The sequence below is a fragment of the Roseobacter fucihabitans genome (genome assembly GCF_014337925.2).
Taxonomy (GTDB): domain Bacteria; phylum Pseudomonadota; class Alphaproteobacteria; order Rhodobacterales; family Rhodobacteraceae; genus Roseobacter; species Roseobacter fucihabitans.
In genome coordinates, this window is record NZ_CP143423.1 from 92,501 (window position 1) to 110,678 (window position 18,178).

10 protein-coding genes, 2 rRNA genes and 1 pseudogene are annotated in these 18,178 nt (G+C 54.4%); 10 read left to right on the top strand and 3 right to left on the bottom strand.

From position 1 onward, the window contains the following. The first annotated feature begins 386 nt into the window (after positions 1 to 386). A 23S ribosomal RNA gene (locus tag ROLI_RS00475) occupies positions 387 to 3,753 on the top strand. A gap of 88 nt (positions 3,754 to 3,841) precedes the next feature. Beyond that, a 5S ribosomal RNA gene (gene rrf / locus ROLI_RS00480) occupies positions 3,842 to 3,956 on the top strand. A 266-nt stretch (positions 3,957 to 4,222) separates the two neighbouring features. Here rrf and ROLI_RS00485 read toward each other — a convergent pair. Then, positions 4,223 to 4,720: a hypothetical protein gene (locus ROLI_RS00485; protein ID WP_187430664.1), complete on the bottom strand. Its 498-nt coding sequence runs from the start codon at positions 4,718 to 4,720 to the stop codon at positions 4,223 to 4,225. A 222-nt stretch (positions 4,721 to 4,942) separates the two neighbouring features. On the opposite strand from ROLI_RS00485, the pseudogene ROLI_RS00490 reads away from it, so the two are divergent. Continuing rightward, a pseudogene (locus ROLI_RS00490) lies at positions 4,943 to 6,120 on the top strand (IS3 family transposase). Between the two features lie 294 nt (positions 6,121 to 6,414). Here ROLI_RS00490 and ROLI_RS00495 read toward each other — a convergent pair. Next, positions 6,415 to 7,392 (bottom strand): CoA ester lyase, encoded by a 978-nt coding sequence (locus tag ROLI_RS00495; protein ID WP_187427998.1) that lies wholly within the window; start codon positions 7,390 to 7,392, stop codon positions 6,415 to 6,417. Between the two features lie 101 nt (positions 7,393 to 7,493). Next, entirely contained in the window at positions 7,494 to 8,087 is a 594-nt protein-coding gene (locus ROLI_RS00500) for a response regulator transcription factor (protein ID WP_262386361.1), read from the bottom strand. Positions 8,088 to 8,338: 251 nt separating this feature from the next. On the opposite strand from ROLI_RS00500, the gene ROLI_RS00505 reads away from it, so the two are divergent. From ROLI_RS00505 to ROLI_RS00535, 7 genes are all read left to right on the top strand, one after another. Next, positions 8,339 to 9,583: an aminotransferase class V-fold PLP-dependent enzyme gene (locus ROLI_RS00505; protein WP_187428000.1), complete on the top strand. Its 1,245-nt coding sequence runs from the start codon at positions 8,339 to 8,341 to the stop codon at positions 9,581 to 9,583. A gap of 9 nt (positions 9,584 to 9,592) precedes the next feature. Then, positions 9,593 to 10,783: a malate--CoA ligase subunit beta gene (locus ROLI_RS00510; protein WP_187428001.1), complete on the top strand. Its 1,191-nt coding sequence runs from the start codon at positions 9,593 to 9,595 to the stop codon at positions 10,781 to 10,783. 2 nt (positions 10,784 to 10,785) lie between these two features. Continuing rightward, on the top strand, positions 10,786 to 11,664 hold the full coding sequence (gene sucD / locus ROLI_RS00515) for a succinate--CoA ligase subunit alpha (protein WP_187428002.1): 879 nt from the start codon (positions 10,786 to 10,788) through the stop codon (positions 11,662 to 11,664). Between the two features lie 10 nt (positions 11,665 to 11,674). Next, positions 11,675 to 12,646 (top strand): D-glycerate dehydrogenase, encoded by a 972-nt coding sequence (locus ROLI_RS00520; RefSeq protein ID WP_187428003.1) that lies wholly within the window; start codon positions 11,675 to 11,677, stop codon positions 12,644 to 12,646. Continuing rightward, positions 12,646 to 15,282, top strand: a complete 2,637-nt coding sequence (locus tag ROLI_RS00525) for a phosphoenolpyruvate carboxylase (RefSeq protein ID WP_187428004.1) — start codon at positions 12,646 to 12,648, stop codon at positions 15,280 to 15,282. The genes ROLI_RS00520 and ROLI_RS00525 overlap by 1 nt, the downstream gene beginning before the upstream one ends. Before the next feature lie 19 nt (positions 15,283 to 15,301). Continuing rightward, positions 15,302 to 16,588, top strand: coding sequence for a serine hydroxymethyltransferase (glyA, locus tag ROLI_RS00530; RefSeq protein ID WP_187428005.1), 1,287 nt, complete (start codon positions 15,302 to 15,304; stop codon positions 16,586 to 16,588). A 523-nt stretch (positions 16,589 to 17,111) separates the two neighbouring features. Beyond that, positions 17,112 to 17,954: a calcium-binding protein gene (locus tag ROLI_RS00535; protein ID WP_187428006.1), complete on the top strand. Its 843-nt coding sequence runs from the start codon at positions 17,112 to 17,114 to the stop codon at positions 17,952 to 17,954. Positions 17,955 to 18,178: the final 224 nt, after the last annotated feature.

Sequence of the window (18,178 nt, forward strand, 5' to 3'; positions counted from 1 at the left end):
GCAGACGATCGTGACGGTCTTTTAGACCGCACGAAATTGACATCGTATAGAGAGATACAATTACAACACTGTTTGATCCCGCCGAGTAAGGCGAAGATCTCAGGTTTGTGCCAATCCCTTTGGGGTGAGGCGAGCGATTTTGCGACTGTTTCCTCGGTCAATCTTTCGTATGCAACCTGAAATGAACAGAGTTGTCCAAGTCAAGTACACTAACCCGAACAATGACGCTGATCTCCTGCACGGATGGTCAGCTATATGCGTTGTTCATTGTCTAGTTCTAAGGAACTAGGCGGGAAAAAGTATGCTTTTGATCCAGGATAAAGGTCATCTTTTAGTTACCAGCTGAGAGGGCCGCGATTGACGCAAGTCTTTCTTTTTCTGGATCAAATCAAGCGCGAAAAGGGCGTTTGGTGAATGCCTTGGCAGTAAGAGGCGATGAAAGACGTGATACTCTGCGATAAGCCATGGGGAGCTGAGAATAAGCTTTGATCCATGGATTTCTGAATGGGGCAACCCACCTGATACTTTGTTATTATTGTTCTTCGGAGCAGCTAATAATGAGGTAAAACAGGTATTTATAGACTGAATACATAGGTTTATAAAAGCAAACCCGGGGAACTGAAACATCTAAGTACCCGGAGGAAAGGAAATCAATTGATACTCCCCTAGTAGCGGCGAGCGAACGGGGATCAGCCGAGCCATGAGTGTGGTTAGAATGCGTTGGAATGCGCAACCAGAGTGGGTGATAGTCCCGTATAAGAAGCATGATTGGACGTATTAAGTAGGGCGGAACACGTGAAATTCTGTTTGAAGATCGGAGGACCACCTTCGAAGGCTAAGTACTCCTTACTGACCGATAGTGAACCAGTACCGTGAGGGAAAGGTGAAAAGCACCCCGACGAGGGGAGTGAAACAGTACCTGAAACCGAACGCCTACAATCAGTCGGAGCTTGACTAGAGTCTAATTTGGATGGAAAAGCATGAGCATGAAATCGCTTATGCTTACCATACCGTTAGTCCTTGCAACTACAGCATCCTTATCAGCCGCCGAATATGTTTTCGGTCTTGGTCAGGATGATGTCAGTGGTCAGGACGCGGAGGCTGCGGCCATTCAGCTCGAAATTCATTCCAACCCGGTACGCGAGTATCGGTGGGGAACGATTTCTGGAATGGTTGCTGCTCAAGTTGACGAGGATGGCGACACCTATCTGGGTGTTGGCTTATCATCGTTGTGGAACACATCAGATAAATGGTTCATCGAAGGAAGCCTGGCAGCAGGTTACTACGGTGAAGGCAATGGAGGAACCGATCTCGGTGGAAATCTTCAGTTCAGAACCCTTGTAGGTTTTGGCTACAGGTTGTCCGATCGGGCACGAATTTCCATCGCTGTTGACCATCTATCAAACGCAGGGATCGAAGACGTTAATCCAGGTCGTGAAGCAATTTGGATACGATACGGTAGATCCTTTTGATGCGTCCAAATTAGTCTCTAGTCTTGTGACGGCGTACCTTTTGTATAATGGGTCATCGACTTGGTCTCACGAGCAAGCTTAAGCCGTTAGGTGTAGGCGTAGCGAAAGCGAGTCTTAATAGGGCGTTGAGTTCGTGGGATCAGACCCGAAACCGAGTGATCTAGGCATGGCCAGGTTGAAGGTTAGGTAACACTAACTGGAGGACCGAACCCACATCCGTTGAAAAGGATCGGGATGAGCTGTGCCTAGGGGTGAAAGGCCAATCAAACTCGGAGATAGCTGGTTCTCTGCGAAATCTATTTAGGTAGAGCGTCATCCGAATACCCTCGGGGGTAGAGCACTGGATGGGTAATGGGGCCTTACCGGCTTACTGATCCTAACCAAACTCCGAATACCGAGGAGTACTAGATGGCAGACACACGGCGAATGCTAACGTCCGTCGTGAAGAGGGAAACAACCCTGACCTACAGCTAAGGCCCCTAATTCATGGCTAAGTGGGAAAGCAGGTGAGACGACCAAAACAACCAGGAGGTTGGCTTAGAAGCAGCCATCCTTTAAAGATAGCGTAACAGCTCACTGGTCTAAATAAGTTGTCTTGCGGCGAAGATGTAACGGGGCTCAAGCCATGAGCCGAAGCTTAGGATGCACATAGTGCATGGTAGCAGAGCGTAGTGTGACATAATTCCATGTGTCCTTACTCCCTTCGGGGATATTGGACACGCGGAGTTTTCTGTGAAGCCGGCGCGTGAGCGATCCGGTGGAGAGATCACTAGTGAGAATGATGACATGAGTAGCGACAAACAGTGTGAGAGACACTGTCGCCGAAAGTCCAAGGGTTCCTGCTTAAAGCTAATCTGAGCAGGGTAAGCCGACCCCTAAGGCGAGGCCGAAAGGCGTAGTCGATGGGAACCAGGTTAATATTCCTGGGCCAGATGGAAGTGACGGATCTCGAGGGTAGTTCATCCTTATTGGATTGAATGGGCTGCTTAGAGGTTCCTGGAAATAGCTCCATCGCTAGATCGTACCCTAAACCGACACAGGTGGACTGGTAGAGAATACCAAGGCGCTTGAGAGAACTATGTTGAAGGAACTCGGCAAAATACCTCCGTAAGTTCGCGAGAAGGAGGCCCAGTTTCTACGCAAGTATTGGCTGGGGGCACAAACCAGGGGGTGGCGACTGTTTATTAAAAACACAGGGCTCTGCGAAGTCGCAAGACGACGTATAGGGTCTGACGCCTGCCCGGTGCCTGAAGGTTAAAAGGAGGGGTGAGAGCTCTGAATTGAAGCCCAGGTAAACGGCGGCCGTAACTATAACGGTCCTAAGGTAGCGAAATTCCTTGTCGGGTAAGTTCCGACCTGCACGAATGGCGTAACGACTTCCCCGCTGTCTCCAACATAGACTCAGCGAAATTGAATTACCTGTCAAGATGCAGGTTTCCCGCGGTTAGACGGAAAGACCCCGTGCACCTTTACTACAACTTCACACTGGCATTAGGCCGAACATGTGCAGGATAGGTGGTGGGCTTTGAAGCGTGAACGCTAGTTTGCGTGGAGCCTCCCTTGAGATACCACCCTTGTTCTGCTTGATGTCTAACCGCGGTCCGTTATCCGGATCCGGGACCCTGTGTGGTGGGTAGTTTGACTGGGGCGGTCGCCTCCTAAAGCGTAACGGAGGCGCGCGAAGGTTGGCTCAGAGCGGTCGGAAATCGCTCGTTGAGTGCAATGGCAGAAGCCAGCCTGACTGCGAGACTGACAAGTCGAGCAGAGTCGAAAGACGGCCATAGTGATCCGGTGGTCCCGAGTGGAAGGGCCATCGCTCAACGGATAAAAGGTACGCCGGGGATAACAGGCTGATACTGCCCAAGAGTCCATATCGACGGCAGTGTTTGGCACCTCGATGTCGGCTCATCTCATCCTGGGGCTGGAGCAGGTCCCAAGGGTACGGCTGTTCGCCGTTTAAAGAGGTACGTGAGCTGGGTTTAGAACGTCGTGAGACAGTTCGGTCCCTATCTTCCGTGGGTGTAGGATACTTGAGAGGAGTTGCCCCTAGTACGAGAGGACCGGGGTGAACGATCCACTGGTGGACCTGTTGTTGCGCCAGCAGCAGTGCAGGGTAGCTATGATCGGAAAGGATAACCGCTGAAGGCATCTAAGCGGGAAGCCCCCCTCAAAACAAGGTATCCCTGAGGGCCGAGGTAGACCACCTCGTCGATAGGCCAGAGATGTAAGCACAGCAATGTGTTCAGTTGACTGGTACTAATTGCCCGATAGGCTTGATTTGATCCAGTAGAAGAGAGATTTTCTAGGATAATCAAAAGCATACACAGCACATTAGAGTGCATGACTTGGATGACAGAGGTTTTTCATGGTTTGGTGGTCATAGCGCGAGCAAAACACCCGATCCCATCCCGAACTCGGCAGTTAAGTGCCGCCGCGCCGATGGTACTGCGTCTTAAGGCGTGGGAGAGTAGGTCACCGCCAAACCTAGTAAAACCTCTGTAAAGTATCTCTCTATCGATGATATTGCACATATAAGTATTATACGCGTGCTGTAGTTTTGGCATTTATCTGTCGGTTTGAGCTTTTCGTATTTAAAACGGACGTGCTTTACCACGCAGAATCGTCATATATTCGTATGCTCCAGAAAATGAACCGCCCGTTGGGGTAAGGTTCATTTTCTGGAAGATTCGAAGATGCGATACTCGACCGGAAAGCATTGCGTTTTTGTAGCGTTGCATCGGATCATCTATTTAACGCCTTCCCACCTGTTTAAGTAGGGTATATATTAGCGGCCCCAATACGGCGATGCCTGATTTGGGCGTTTCTGGCCTAAAAGCGATACCATTGCGCATCGACAGGACGAGGTTACTCCCTCCGAAACGATCCACAATCTGCCCGCACAGTGCATCGAAAATGAGCATCACCCAGCTTCCCACTCTGATAACTTCAGCGGCCGATATGGCCGTATCGCCAAGACCTTCAAGGACCTTTGGGCCGAAGGAAAGATATGTGATGTCGGCTGCATTAAAAACGCCCCATGCGGGCGCAGCGCAGATTATCAAAAGCCACTCAAGGGCCCTCAGCGATGATGCTGATCGGCCGTGTACGGCTGACAGATCGTTTGGAGGTCGATAAAACAGCAAAACACCCGCGGCGGCGAGTAGGCAATAAGTCGAGGCGACTTGGAAAAGGGCTTGCCATGCGTAAGCTAAGGTAAGCGTGATCGACTTGTCCCATGGCAATGCCAAAGGGCCAGCTCATCACGAGAATGCTCATAGCGGTTGCGATCTCACAACCCTCAAATCAATCCGCCACCATTTTGGTGAAGTAGAGCGTGGTGAACAGGAATTCTGCGCCCGCAAATATGCGCCCCAACCCTATGGCCCAGCTTTCTGATGCAATGGATGTGACCTGCGCCCCTTAAACTCCTCCAAATTTGTGTAGAGTCTGCCCACCAGCAGGACGGACAAATGAAGGCACGTTTCACGGACGAACAAATCATAGCAATGATCAAAGAACAGGAAGCTGGTGAGAAGACTGCGGACGTATGTCGGCGGCATGCATTGCCCGGCAGGCGATTGCGAAGCAATCTGCCGGGAGGGGGATCAGCTCAGCAACGTTCTACAAATACAAATCGAAGTATGGCGGCATGGAGCCGTCCGACGCGAAGCGACTGGGTGCGCTTGAGGATGAGAACAGCAAGCTGAAGAAGCTGTTGGCTGAACAAATGTTGGACAACGCCATGTTGCGAGACATCAATTCAAAAAAACGGTGACGCCCGCCCTGAAGCGGCAAGCTGTGGTGCATTTGATGGCGGCCCATCAAGTCAGTCAACGGCGGGCGTGTGATGTTTTACAAGTTGATCGATCCTCGGTGCGATATCTGTCGCGCCGAGGCGATGATGCTGAGCTAAGAGATGCAATCAAACGCGTTTCTCGTGAACGACGTCGGTTTGGGTGCCGCCGCATCCACGTGATGATTGCGCGGGAGGGCTTTGAGGTGAACCACAAGAAAGTGCGGCGCATCTATCGTGAAGAGAGAAGCTTCAGGTGTGTCGCAGGGGTGGCAGGAAGCGCGCGTTGGGAACGAGGAAGCCAATGGCATTGCCCAACGGACCGAACCAGCATTGGTCGTTGGATTTCGTGTCTGACGCGCTGACAGATGGACGTCGGTTTCGCATTTTGGCAGTTGTCGATGGCTTCAGCCGCGAGAACTTGGTGCTGGTGGCCGACACGTCGCTGTCTGGTCAACGGTCGCGCGTGAACTGGATCAGATCATTACTGAACGCGGCATGCCAACGACGATTGTATCGGACAACGGTACCGAGTTCACCAGCATGGCGATCCTCTCAAATGGGTTCAGGATACCGGCATTGACTGGCACTACATCGCGCCCGGAAGGCCCCGGCAGAACGGTTTCATTGAAAGCTTCAACGGCAAGCTGCGCCCCTCTCGTGCATGTAAACATGCACTGCCGGGCAGTGGATGAATGCCTCAACGAAACGCTGTTTGGTGCTTTAGGCGATGCTCGCAAAACGCTCGAAGAATGGCAGGAGGATTACAACTGGCAAAGACCACATTCAGGCTCGGGCAACCTGACCCCGATGGAATTCTCGCACAGAAAGGCGATGGACAAAATGGCCGCCTAACGCCAAAGATCTAACCCAAAGGATTCCGCGCAAAGCCGGATGAGACTTGGGGATCAGGGCATATTTATAGCAGCATCTGGTAAAAAGCCGTGTCAGTACCCGCGGGAGAAACGAAGGTTCTGATAGGTCAAAGGCAATTCATGCACTGACTTTCAATCCGTACCACTCAAGCGAGGCTGCCTGCCGCCTGAAGCCTTGTCGTACTCAGTGCTCGTTTCATTGCAGCCAAAAAGTCAGCAGCCCAGTCACCTGTCATAAGCAGGTTCTGGGCTACTTCGTTTAAATCAAACGGTATTATCCAGCTGCGATTTGCTTGGCTTTTTCGACAAGAACTTCGGCCTGGCGTATGGAAGCGTAGTCAATCAGGCGGCCATCTAGAGAAACTGCGCCCTTTCCGGCCGCTTCGGCTTCGGCCATGGCCTCAATGATACGGTTGGCTTTGGTCACTTCGGCCTCTGAGGGGCTCATCACCTCATTTGCCAATGCAATCTGGCTGGGGTGGATGGCCCATTTGCCTTCGCAGCCCAACACCGCAGCCCGGAATGCAGCGGCTTTGTAACCCTCCGGATCAGAAAAGTCGCCGAATGGGCCGTCCACAGGGCGTAGACCATTCGCCCGCGCTGCCACGACCATATTGGCAATCGCAGAATGCCACATATCGCCCCAATGCACCTGCCGCCCACCATCGTCATCAGGGTCTGTCAGGACCGAGTAATGTTGGTTCACACCACCGATCACAGTGGTACGCGCACGCATGCTGGCGGCATAGTCTGCGACACCGAAATGGAGGCTCTCATTGCGCTTGGATGCAGCAGCAATTTCGTTGACGTTTTGCATACCCAAAGCGGTCTCGATGATATGCTCAAAACCAATGCGTTTCGAGTAGCCCATAGCGTCCTCAATTTGGGTGACCATCATGTCCACTGCATAGACGTCAGCGGCGGTTCCAACCTTGGGGATCATGATCAGATCAAGCCGCTCCCCGGCCTGCTCAACCACGTCAACAACATCGCGATACATGTAGTGCGTGTCCAACCCGTTGATTCGAATCGACATTGATTTGTTACCCCAATCGATGTCGTTCAGACCCTTAATGATGTTCTTACGCGCTTGTTCTTTTTCATCCGGCGCAACCGCATCTTCGAGATCAAGGAAGATCACGTCCACGTCAGATTTTGCAGCTTTTTCAAACATTTGTGGCTGGCTGCCGGGGACTGCCAGCTCCGACCGGTTAAGGCGCGCGGTGGCTTGATCGATGGGATGAAAACTCATTTGCGATAATCCTTGAGGTTGTGATGCGAAGGTCGGACCAACACAGAGGGAAAAATAATTTCCTGTCAAGAATATTCATTCACCCTTTTGAACGCCGTACCTCAGCTGTCGCCCGAACTGCGCGCGCTGATTTGGGCGGAAAAGAAAAATGCAACGGCTTGGGTGCGGCTGGTCACGGAGAGCTTTTCGTAGAGGTTTGAGAGGTGGAATTTCACCGTGTTTGCAGAGATCTCAAACTCTGCGGCTAACTGCCTGTTTGAGAGTCCCCGCGAGAGGGCTTCCAGTAAGGCTTTTTCGCGCTTGGTCAGCTGGTGGATCGGATCGCTCTGAAGCTCGCGCACGTCAAGAAACGGAAAAACCATTTGCCCGGCTGCCACCGCGGCGCAGGTGTTCAGCAATCCCTCCACCGGCCCGTTACGTGGGGTGAACCCAGCCGCGCCCGCGGTCAACGCCTGTCGCGGCAAATCGCCTGCGTTATCGCCGTAGACCAAAACGCGAGGCGCTGTGGCCTGGTCACGCAGGACTTCGATCAATTTTTGCCCACCAAGTGCGGGCAGGTTCCAGTCGATCACGCCAATTTGCACAGGCACCCGCATCACGGTGCCCAGGAAACCTTCTGCGGTCGATGTGGTCGCCACCAGCGAGAATCGGGGGTCGCGGTCGAAAATCTCTGACATGGCGGAAAGCACCAGCATATTGCTGTCCGCAAGTGCGACGGTAATCTGGTCTGGGTGTTTCTTAACATCTTGCAATTGCTGATCTTTCACAAATAACCCACCCTTTAGTATGGGCTTCATCTCGGTATACCTTGGTATTTCAAGCCGTTTAGGTGGGTATTTTCCTACCCAAATAGATACCCAAAAGCAGGAGTAATCTACGTTGCGGTAAAAAACAAACAGACGTTTCATTAAGGTAAGAATTGTTTCCTAATGAGATAGGCAAAACCATGACAAACGCTTCTTCGTTTCCACAACTCGTTATCCCGAACACTTTGGCCGCCGGACCCGGACCTGGCAACACCGATGCTCGCGTGCTGGCTGCCTTTGCCGGCGCAGGCATCGCAGATCACATGCAGCCAGATGTTCTGCGCGGGATGATCGAATGCAAACACATGCTGCGCAGTTTCATGGGCACGACAAACGTGCATACGTTCGGCGTCGCAGGCACGGGTTGGAGCGGGCTTGATTGCATGATGTCCGCCGTGATGCCCGGTGACACAGTTGTCGCGTTTTCAAACGGCACCTTTTCCGGGATTGACGCGCTGACGCTTCGCATGAAGGCCGCCACCCGCGAGGAACTGGCCGCTGACAGTCTGAACCCGCAACCTGCCAGCGTCACTGTGATCGAAGTGCCGCACGGCCAATCCGTCACCGCAGATATCGTTGAGGCCGCATTGGCTGAACACAAACCCAAATGGGCGTTCATGGCGCATTGGGAAACGGGCTCTGGCCGGATCAACGACATCAGAGGTTTCTCAGATGCCTGCGTAAAGCATGATGCGATGGGCCTCGTTGATGCCGTGTCCTCGCTCGGCGTCGAAGATTTCGCGATTGATGAATTTCCCGGTGTTGTAGGCTGGGCGTCCTGCCCGCAAAAAGGTCTGCTTTGTCTGCCCCTGACCTATGCACCAGTGAGCTTTTCTGATCGCTACATCGAGACACTGAAAGCCAACGGTGCCTACACCTATGCCAATCATCCGATCATGGAGGCGCGCCATTGGGGTATCGTCGACGGGCAGGATGTTGAAAAAGGGGCGTATCACCGCACACACTCGGCCTACGCTGTTTCGGCTTTTCACGAGGCGCTGCGGATCAATCTGGCTGATGGTCTTGCAAAACGGGCTCAGGATTACGTGTTCCACGAAAAGGCCCTGCGGGACGCCGTCACGGCCATGGGGTGTGAGGTCACGTCCAACATGACCAGCCTGGTTGTGCTGAACTTGCCCGCCGCTTTTGCCGGGCGTGAGATGGAACTGGTGCAGAACTGCCGCGCAGAGGGTTTTGGCATTTGGCCAACGCTGTCAGCACCTGTGCAAGTCCGCATCGGCATTCTGAACTTACTGACCCAAGCCGCGATCACCGAGATCGTGACGAAGTTCGCACAAGCCATGAACGCAATCGGAGCAGAGGTCGATATCGATGAAGTTCTGGTCGGGCTGGAAGCACATTACCAATCCCGTATCGCGGCCTAGGGGACAAAAATGGACATTCATGAATATCAAGCCAAAGAGATACTGAGCAACTTCGGTGTCGAAATCCCCGCAGGTGCGCTGGCCTATAGCCCGGAGCAGGCCGCTTACCGCGCCCGCGAGATGGGTGGAGAGAAGTGGATCGTAAAGGCGCAGGTACATGCCGGGGGCCGTGGCAAAGCAGGGGGCGTCAAGCTCTGTGACACTGACCACGAAATTCAGGCTGCCTGCGAAGACATGTTTGGCAAAAAACTGGTGACGCATCAGACCGGCCCCGAAGGCAAGGGTATCTACCGCGTCTATGTCGAAGCTGCCGTGCCGATTGATCGCGAGATTTATCTGGGGTTTGTTCTGGACCGGACGTCGCAGCGTATCATGATTGTCGCCTCTGCCGAAGGTGGGATGGAGATTGAGGAAATCTCTGAAAACAAGCCAGAGAGTATCGTGCGCTCTACGGTGGAACCTGCGGTCGGTTTGCGCGATTTCCAGGCACGCGAGATCGCGTTCAAATTGGACATCGAACCGGGTCTGACGCAGGCCATGGTGCGCACCTTGCAGGGTTGCTATCGCGCTTTCCGCGAGTTGGATGCCACGATGGTAGAGATCAACCCGCTGGTGATCACAGCCGACAATCGCGTGTTGGCGCTGGATGCCAAGATGACGTTTGATGACAACGCTCTTTTCCGCCATCCCCAAATCAGCGAGCTGCGCGACAAGAGCCAGGAAGACCCGCGCGAGGCACGTGCGGCGGATCGGGGGCTTTCCTACGTTGGTTTGGATGGAAACATCGGCTGCATTGTGAACGGTGCGGGTCTGGCCATGGCGACGATGGACACCATCAAGCTGGCGGGCGGAGAGCCTGCGAACTTTCTCGACATTGGGGGTGGTGCCACGCCCGAACGGGTTGCCAAGGCCTTCCGCCTGGTAATGTCCGACAAGAATGTTCAGGCGGTTCTGGTCAATATTTTCGCAGGCATCAACCGCTGCGACTGGGTTGCCGAAGGGGTCGTTCAAGCCCTGAAGGAGGTCAAGGTCGAAGTGCCAGTCATCGTACGCCTTGCCGGCACCAACGTTGAAGAGGGGCAAAAGATCCTCGCCAAGAGTGGCCTGCCGATCATACGCGCGACCACCTTGATGGAGGCCGCAGAGCGTTCTGTCTCCGCCTGGAAAAGTGACAACTCCCCAAATCTCAAATTGGTGTAATCATGAGCATTTATCTAAATCGCGAAACACGGGTTATCGTTCAGGGTATCACGGGGCGAATGGCGCAATTCCATACCAAGGACATGCTGGAATATGGCACCAATGTTGTCGGTGGGGTGGTTCCTGGAAAGGGTGGCGAAACCGTCTACGGGGTGCCGGTGTTTGACACAGTCAAAGAAGCCGTAGCCGCCACACAGGCCGATGCCAGCCTTGTGTTTGTTCCGCCTCCTTTTGCCGCGGACAGCATTATGGAAGCCGCCGACGCCGGTATCAGGTACTGTGTATGTATCACCGACGGTATCCCCGCGCAGGACATGATCCAGGTGAAACGCTATATGATGCGGTACCCAAGGGAGCGCCGGATGGTTCTGACGGGCCCTAACTGTGCGGGTACGATTTCACCGGGTAAGGCGATGTTGGGGATCATGCCGGGGCATATTTTTCTGCCGGGCAATGTGGGCATTGTTGGACGCTCTGGCACACTTGGCTATGAGGCTGCGGCTCAGTTGAAAGAGCGCGGCATCGGGGTTTCCACCAGTGTTGGCATCGGCGGTGATCCGATTAACGGGTCGTCTTTCCGCGATATTCTCGAGCAGTTCGAGAATGACGAAGAAACGCACGTCATTGCCATGATCGGAGAGATCGGCGGGCCACAGGAAGCCGAAGCCGCCGCCTATATTCAGGAACATGTGAGCAAACCGGTGGTCGCCTATGTCGCGGGTTTGACCGCACCCAAAGGGCGCACAATGGGCCATGCGGGCGCGATCATCTCGGCATTTGGCGAAAGCGCCTCTGAAAAGGTGGAAATTCTCAATGCTGCCGGTGTAACCGTGGCTGAGAACCCCGCTGTGATCGGCGAGACCATCGCAGGCTTGATGTGAGGTGACGGCCATGATCAAACCCAAAGTTCTCGTGACCCGCCGTTGGCCCGCCGCTGTCGAGGCCCAGCTGTGCGAAAAGTTTGACGTTGTCCTTAACAAGGGCGACGTCCCTTTGATGGCGCATGAGTTCCGTCAGGCTTTTATGGATTTCGACGCGGTTCTGCCAACGGTCACCGATAAAATCGGTGTCGATGCGCTGGATTTGTCTGGCCCGCGCACGAAACTGCTGGCGAACTATGGGGTTGGTTACACGCATATCGACATGCCAAGTGCGATGGCCCACGGGATGACGGTAACCAATACGCCTGATGTTCTGTCAGAATGTACCGCTGATCTGGCGATGACACTGATGCTGATGGCGGCGCGGCGTGCGGGTGAAGGGGAACGCGAAATCCGTGAAGGCCGCTGGAGCGGATGGCGGCCGATGCATCTTGTTGGCACCAAAGTGTCGGGCAAAACGCTGGGGATCGTGGGGTTCGGCCGTATCGGCCAAGAGATGGCCCGCCGTGCGCATCATGGCTTTGGCATGAAAATCATCGTGCACAACCGCAGCCGCGTGGCCCCTGAAGTTCTGGCCCGTTACAATGCTGTTCAGGCGGATGATCTGGATGATCTGTTGCCCCGTTGTGATTTTGTATCTTTGCATTGTCCCGGGGGGGCCGAAAACCGCCATCTGATCAATTCCCGTCGGCTTGATTTGATGCGCCCGGATGCATTCCTGATCAACACCGCGCGCGGTGAAGTGATCAACGAATACGATCTGGTGCAGGCCCTGGCGTTTGAGACCATCGGGGGCGCGGCGCTGGACGTTTTTGATGGCGAGCCAAACATTGCGCAGAACTTACTGGACAGTGACCGCCTGGTGATGTTGCCGCACCTGGGCAGTGCAACCTCCGAAGCGCGTGAAGAGATGGGATTTCGTGTCATGAATAACCTGCAGGCCTTCTTTGAGGGTCAAACACCGCCAGATCGTGTAAACTGATGTCGACGACGACGCTCTCGTCCCAGACGGATGATGACGCCTATGCAACGTCTCTGCGCGAATTGCTCTGGGACCAGCTTTTTCTCACTGTGCAGCAACGTGCACCCGCCATTGCGCCTCTTTTGAAGACCTCGGAACGTATCGAACGATTGGCCGAGGATCAGACCAGTGATTTCCTTCAGGCGGTCAATATCTGGTTTCAATTGACCAAGATTGCTGAAGAGAACGCAGCCGTCCGCGAACGGCGGCAAATCGAGACAATGGACGGTGCTGAATGCGTCGAGGGCAGTTTTGCCCAAGTGATGGTTCGGATTGCGGATGAAGTGCCCGAGTCCCTGGACTATGCCGTCGGGTGCTTGTCGGTTGGTCCAACACTCACCGCGCATCCGACAGAAGCGAAACGTGTGACCATCCTTGAGATTCACCGCCGCATCTACCGCCTGTTGGTTTCGCTTGAAACGCAAAGATGGACCCCGCGCGAACGGTCACGCAAGATCGAAGAATTGCGCGGCGAGATTGATCTGTTGTGGCTGTCTGGTGAATTGAGACTTGAGCGCCCCAGCCTTTCAGACGAAATCGAGTGGGGGTTGCAGTTTTTCCGCGACAGTTTGTTTGACGCGACGCCGGAGTTGTTTGAACAATTCATCACGGCCATGGAGAGCACATTTGAAAACGGCAACACAGCGATCCGCCCTTGTTTGAAATTCCATTCGTGGATCGGCGGTGATCGCGACGGGAACCCGAATGTCAACGTTGAGGCCACCAGGTCGGCGATGGCGCGAGGGCGACAAGCGGCGATCGACAAACATGTCGCTGAGCTCACGGCGGCTGCTCGCCATATCAGCATCAGCCGCGATATCGCGGAATTGCCGGCCTCTCACCTGCAAGCGCTGGATGCTGTTGTCATGCGCGCTGACGATCATACTGCCATTACGCAGCGCAACCCCGGCGAAATATTTCGCCAAGCCATCAGCGCAATCATCGAACGCCTGTCTGATCGCCCGGCCTATGCGCATGTGGAGGAAATGGTCTCAGACCTGCACATCATCGAAGACGCTCTGACGGCAATCGGGGCTGAGCCGCTAAACAAAAAATTTATCCGCCCGATCCGATGGCGTGTCGAAGTTTTCGGATTTCGCACAACGGCTTTGGATATTCGGCAAAACTCGACCGTGACCACGGATGTTTTGGCGGAAATTTGGGACGATGGATCGGAATATGGAACTGCGCTATGGGCTAAACGCCTTCGCGACGAGCTTGCGTCTGAGGCTTTGGCGAAGATCAATATTGAGACTTTGAGCGAACAGGGACAAGAATTGCTGAACCTGCTGAGCACAATCGTTCAGGCCCGTGAGGGGACCGATCCAAATGCGGTAGGCGCGTTTATTCTATCGATGACACGATCCACCGACGATCTGTTGGGGGTTTATCTATTGGCCCGCTATGCTGGTGCGCCTGGCGAGGCACTGGATGTTCCCATCGTGCCGTTGTTCGAAACCATCGATGATTTGCGCAATGCGCCCCGTATCCTGACGGAGCTGATCAACGTACCGACCGCACGGCGTAGCCTCAAGCGGCAGGGCAAACGTGTTGAGATCATGCTGGGGTATTCAGATAGCAACAAGGACGGCGGTTTCATCTGCTCGACCTGGGAGTTGGAACAGGCGCAACGCAAGATCACCCAAGCGCTCGACGCAGTCGGATTTGTGCCCGCGTTTTTCCATGGGCGCGGTGGGTCGGTCAGCCGTGGCGGTGCGCCAACCGGACGCGCAATCGCAGCGCAACCGGCCGGTACGTTGAACGGCGCGATGCGCACAACGGAACAGGGTGAAGTCGTTTCCACAAAATACGCCAACCGTGGAACGGCGCTGAAAGAGCTTGAGCAACTGGCCTCCTCGGCCCTTTTGCATACCGCTTTGTCAAGCAAATCCGCGCCGAAAAACCCCGAATTTGACGACGCCTTGCAGGCGCTGTCGGGAATGTCGCAGGCTGCCTATTCCGCTTTGCTGAACAGGCCTGGCTTTGTTCAGTACTTTCAGGAGGCAAGCCCGGTTGAAGAACTTGCCATGCTCAAGATTGGATCGCGCCCTGCGCGGCGGTTTGGGGCCTCCAGCCTCGCTGATCTGCGGGCAATCCCCTGGGTGTTCGCCTGGTCGCAAAACCGCCATTTGTTGACCGGTTGGTATGGGTTTGGAACGGCTTGCAAGTCCTTTGCCAAGGTGCGCGACGATGCAGGCTGGCGCATGTTGCGCAGCATGTTTGCAACCTCGCCGTTGTTCCAATTGATGGTGGATGAGGTCGAAAAGACCTTGTTCCAGGCCGATATGAAAATCGCGGCCCAATATGCGGAACTTTCCACCGACGTTGAGAACGGTGCCGCAATCTTTGATCTCGTGCAGGCTGAATATGCGGCCTCGGTCGAGGCCATTTGCGCCATCACGGGACAATCGGATCTGGCGTTGCGTTTTCCGAAACTGACCAATCGGTTTGAACGAAACCGCGCCCATCTCGGCACAATCCACACTATTCAGATCAACCAGCTGCGCAGCTTGCGCAACAGTTCAGAACTCACCAACACTGGCCCTCTGCTACAATCAATGAACTGCATCTCCGCAGGCCTCGGTTGGACCGGATAATATTTGACAAGGACATCCTATGACCGCGACCGACATCAAAACGTTCTTTGAGCAGCCTCTCGAGACTCGGGATCCAGAGATTTTTAATGCCATTCAAGGGGAACTTGGACGGCAACGCGAAGAGATAGAACTTATCGCGTCCGAAAACATGACTTCTGCGGCCGTGATGGAGGCGCAAGGGTCTGTCATGACCAACAAATACGCCGAAGGGTATCCGGGGCGACGGTATTATGGCGGCTGCCAATATGTGGACGTGGCTGAGAACCTTGCAATTGATCGCGCAAAGCAATTGTTTGGATGTGACTTTGCCAATGTGCAGCCTAACTCGGGCTCTCAGGCCAATCAGGGCGTGTTTCAGGCTTTACTAAAACCGGGTGATACGATCCTCGGGATGAACCTGGCGTCTGGTGGGCACCTGACGCATGGGGCGGCACCGAACCAATCCGGCAAGTGGTTCAACGCGGTGCAATATGGTGTGCGCAAGCAGGATAACCTGATCGATTATGATGAGGTGCAGGCCCTGGCAAGCGCGCATCAGCCAAAGATGATCATCGCCGGTGGATCAGCGATTCCGCGCGTCATCGACTTTGCCAAGATGCGCGAGATTGCTGACAGTGTTGGTGCGTATCTGCATGTGGACATGGCGCATTTCGCCGGTCTTGTGGCGGCGGGCGAGCACCCCAGCCCATTTCCGCATGCCCATGTTGCAACGACGACAACGCATAAGACCTTGCGGGGTCCACGCGGCGGTATGATCGTCACGAACGATGAAATAATTGCCAAGAAGGTCAATTCCGCCATTTTCCCAGGTATTCAGGGCGGGCCCCTCATGCACGTCATCGCGGCAAAGGCTGTGGCTTTCGGCGAAGCGCTGCAACCCGAATTCAAATCCTACATGAAAGCCGTGCGCGCCAATGCCGACGCGCTGGCGGATCAACTCATCAAGGGCGGATTGGACATTGTGACAGGTGGCACGGACACCCATGTGATGCTGGTCGATCTGCGCCCCAAAGGCGTAACCGGCAACATCACCGATGCCGCCTTGGGTCGCGCCCATATCACCACCAATAAGAATGGCATTCCGTTTGACCCTGAAAAACCGACTGTGACGTCGGGCATCCGTCTTGGCACGCCTGCGGCAACAACACGTGGATTTGGTGAGGGTGAGTTCCGGCAAATTGCAGATTGGATCGTTCAGGTGGTAGATGGGCTCGCGGCCAATGGTCCGGACAGGAATGGCGAAGTCGAGAAGAAAGTGGCGCGTGAAGTGGTTGCGCTTTGCAAGAAATTCCCGATTTATGCCTGAAGGCCTGGCGGGTTGAGTGGCTATCATCAGGCCGCGCTTTGTCTGAGGCCTGATGTGCTCCTCACCGCTGATGTTCGGAAGCCAATTGGAACGGGTGCGATCTAACGATCACCCGTCTAGTGTTCATCAAATACATAATTTTCAGGCCAAAGAGTGCAGTGTTCAAACGACATCGCCTCATGGGGCAGCGTGACAGATTGTATCGTAACACCGCGATGGTAAGCAAGGCGATAAAACGCTGACCGGCGCAGTTGGATTTCAGATAAATTTTAGACGTGTCGTAAATAGAATGCCTGGGAAATGGTCCAGGCCTGCCAGAGTAATTCTTGGCTGGTTGGATCGTTCACAAGATCATAAATCGCCTAAAAATTCAGCATAACAGGCGAAAACCGCAGATGCTGAAAACATGAAATAAGTTGAATCCCTATAGATGATCCGTTGGTCGAAATTTTAACGCTTCGGAAACTTTCTGCAGCGCAAAACGCCGTGGTGAAGTTCTACAACCAGTACAGGGAGTTTTCTAATGGCCACAATCTCAGGCGGGGCATTTAACGATTTTGTTTTTGGCACATCTGCATCGGATTTTATTGCAGGTGGGGCTGGGCATGATGCCCTGTTCGGCGCCAGCGGAGACGACGTTCTGCATGGGGAGACCGGTAATGATTTTATGAATGGCGGGACGGGCAACGATGTCCTGGATGGCGGCGAAGGTAATGATACGCTGCACGGCGGTACCGGCAATGATGATCTTTCGGGCGGTGCGGGCGACGATACGTTGATGGGCAACGCCGGCTCTGACAACATGCGCGGCGGTTTGGGCGATGACCTGATGCGGGGTGGGACCGGCGATGACGCACTTCGCGGCGGCGCGGGCAATGACGAGATGTACGGTGACGCCGGTGACGACAGGCTGCGGGGCGGCAGCGGCGATGATGAAATTAGCGGCGGCACGGGGGATGACCGGCTTTGGGGCGGTGCCGGCGACGACCAGTTGTTTGGCGACAACGGCGACGACCGTCTGATCGGGGGCAATGGTGACGATATGCTGATGGGAGGGGCCGGGGATGACGTTCTGAACGGTGGTCGCGGTGATGATGTTATGATCGGGGGCCAGGGTGATGATCTCTTTGTCTTCTCAGGTGGCGGCGATGTGATTATGGATTTTTCGGAGGGCGACATGTTGCAAATTGCAAGCTCGCTGCCCGGTGTCGTCCTCGACGACGCTTCCAGCATTGCCGATTTTGCGGTGGATCTGGGGCAGGCGGGAACCTTGATTGATTTTGGTCAGGGTGACAGCGTTTTCCTCAATGGTGTGTCTTATGACGATATCGCCGCAGATCCCTCAAAGTTCTTTGAAGTGGTCTGATAGCGAGGTGCTCTGCCTGTCGCGTCCCTGACCTGTACAGGCAGGCCTCTCAAGCCTGGAATGAACCAACAGAAAAGTAGCTGATGTCTGACCCAATTTATTTGGCAGAAAGCCACGATCACGCGAACAGCGGTGTCAGTGCAGACCGGCCCGTCGCGGCGAAAGTCGCATATTTGTCCAAAGACAGATGTGCTATTTTCTTTAACGCCCCCACGGAAGCGGTG

Excerpts from the sequence above, each read along its gene's own strand:
- ROLI_RS00495 (WP_187427998.1), bottom strand. The coding sequence starts at position 7,392 with ATGAGTTTTCATCCCATCGATCAAGCCACCGCGCGCCTTAACCGGTCG.
- ROLI_RS00500 (WP_262386361.1), bottom strand. The coding sequence starts at position 8,087 with ATGCTGGTGCTTTCCGCCATGTCAGAGATTTTCGACCGCGACCCCCGA.
- ROLI_RS00505 (WP_187428000.1), top strand. The coding sequence starts at position 8,339 with ATGACAAACGCTTCTTCGTTTCCACAACTCGTTATCCCGAACACTTTG.
- ROLI_RS00510 (WP_187428001.1), top strand. The coding sequence starts at position 9,593 with ATGGACATTCATGAATATCAAGCCAAAGAGATACTGAGCAACTTCGGT.
- sucD (WP_187428002.1), top strand. The coding sequence starts at position 10,786 with ATGAGCATTTATCTAAATCGCGAAACACGGGTTATCGTTCAGGGTATC.
- ROLI_RS00520 (WP_187428003.1), top strand. The coding sequence starts at position 11,675 with ATGATCAAACCCAAAGTTCTCGTGACCCGCCGTTGGCCCGCCGCTGTC.
- ROLI_RS00525 (WP_187428004.1), top strand. The coding sequence starts at position 12,646 with ATGTCGACGACGACGCTCTCGTCCCAGACGGATGATGACGCCTATGCA.
- glyA (WP_187428005.1), top strand. The coding sequence starts at position 15,302 with ATGACCGCGACCGACATCAAAACGTTCTTTGAGCAGCCTCTCGAGACT.
- ROLI_RS00535 (WP_187428006.1), top strand. The coding sequence starts at position 17,112 with ATGGCCACAATCTCAGGCGGGGCATTTAACGATTTTGTTTTTGGCACA.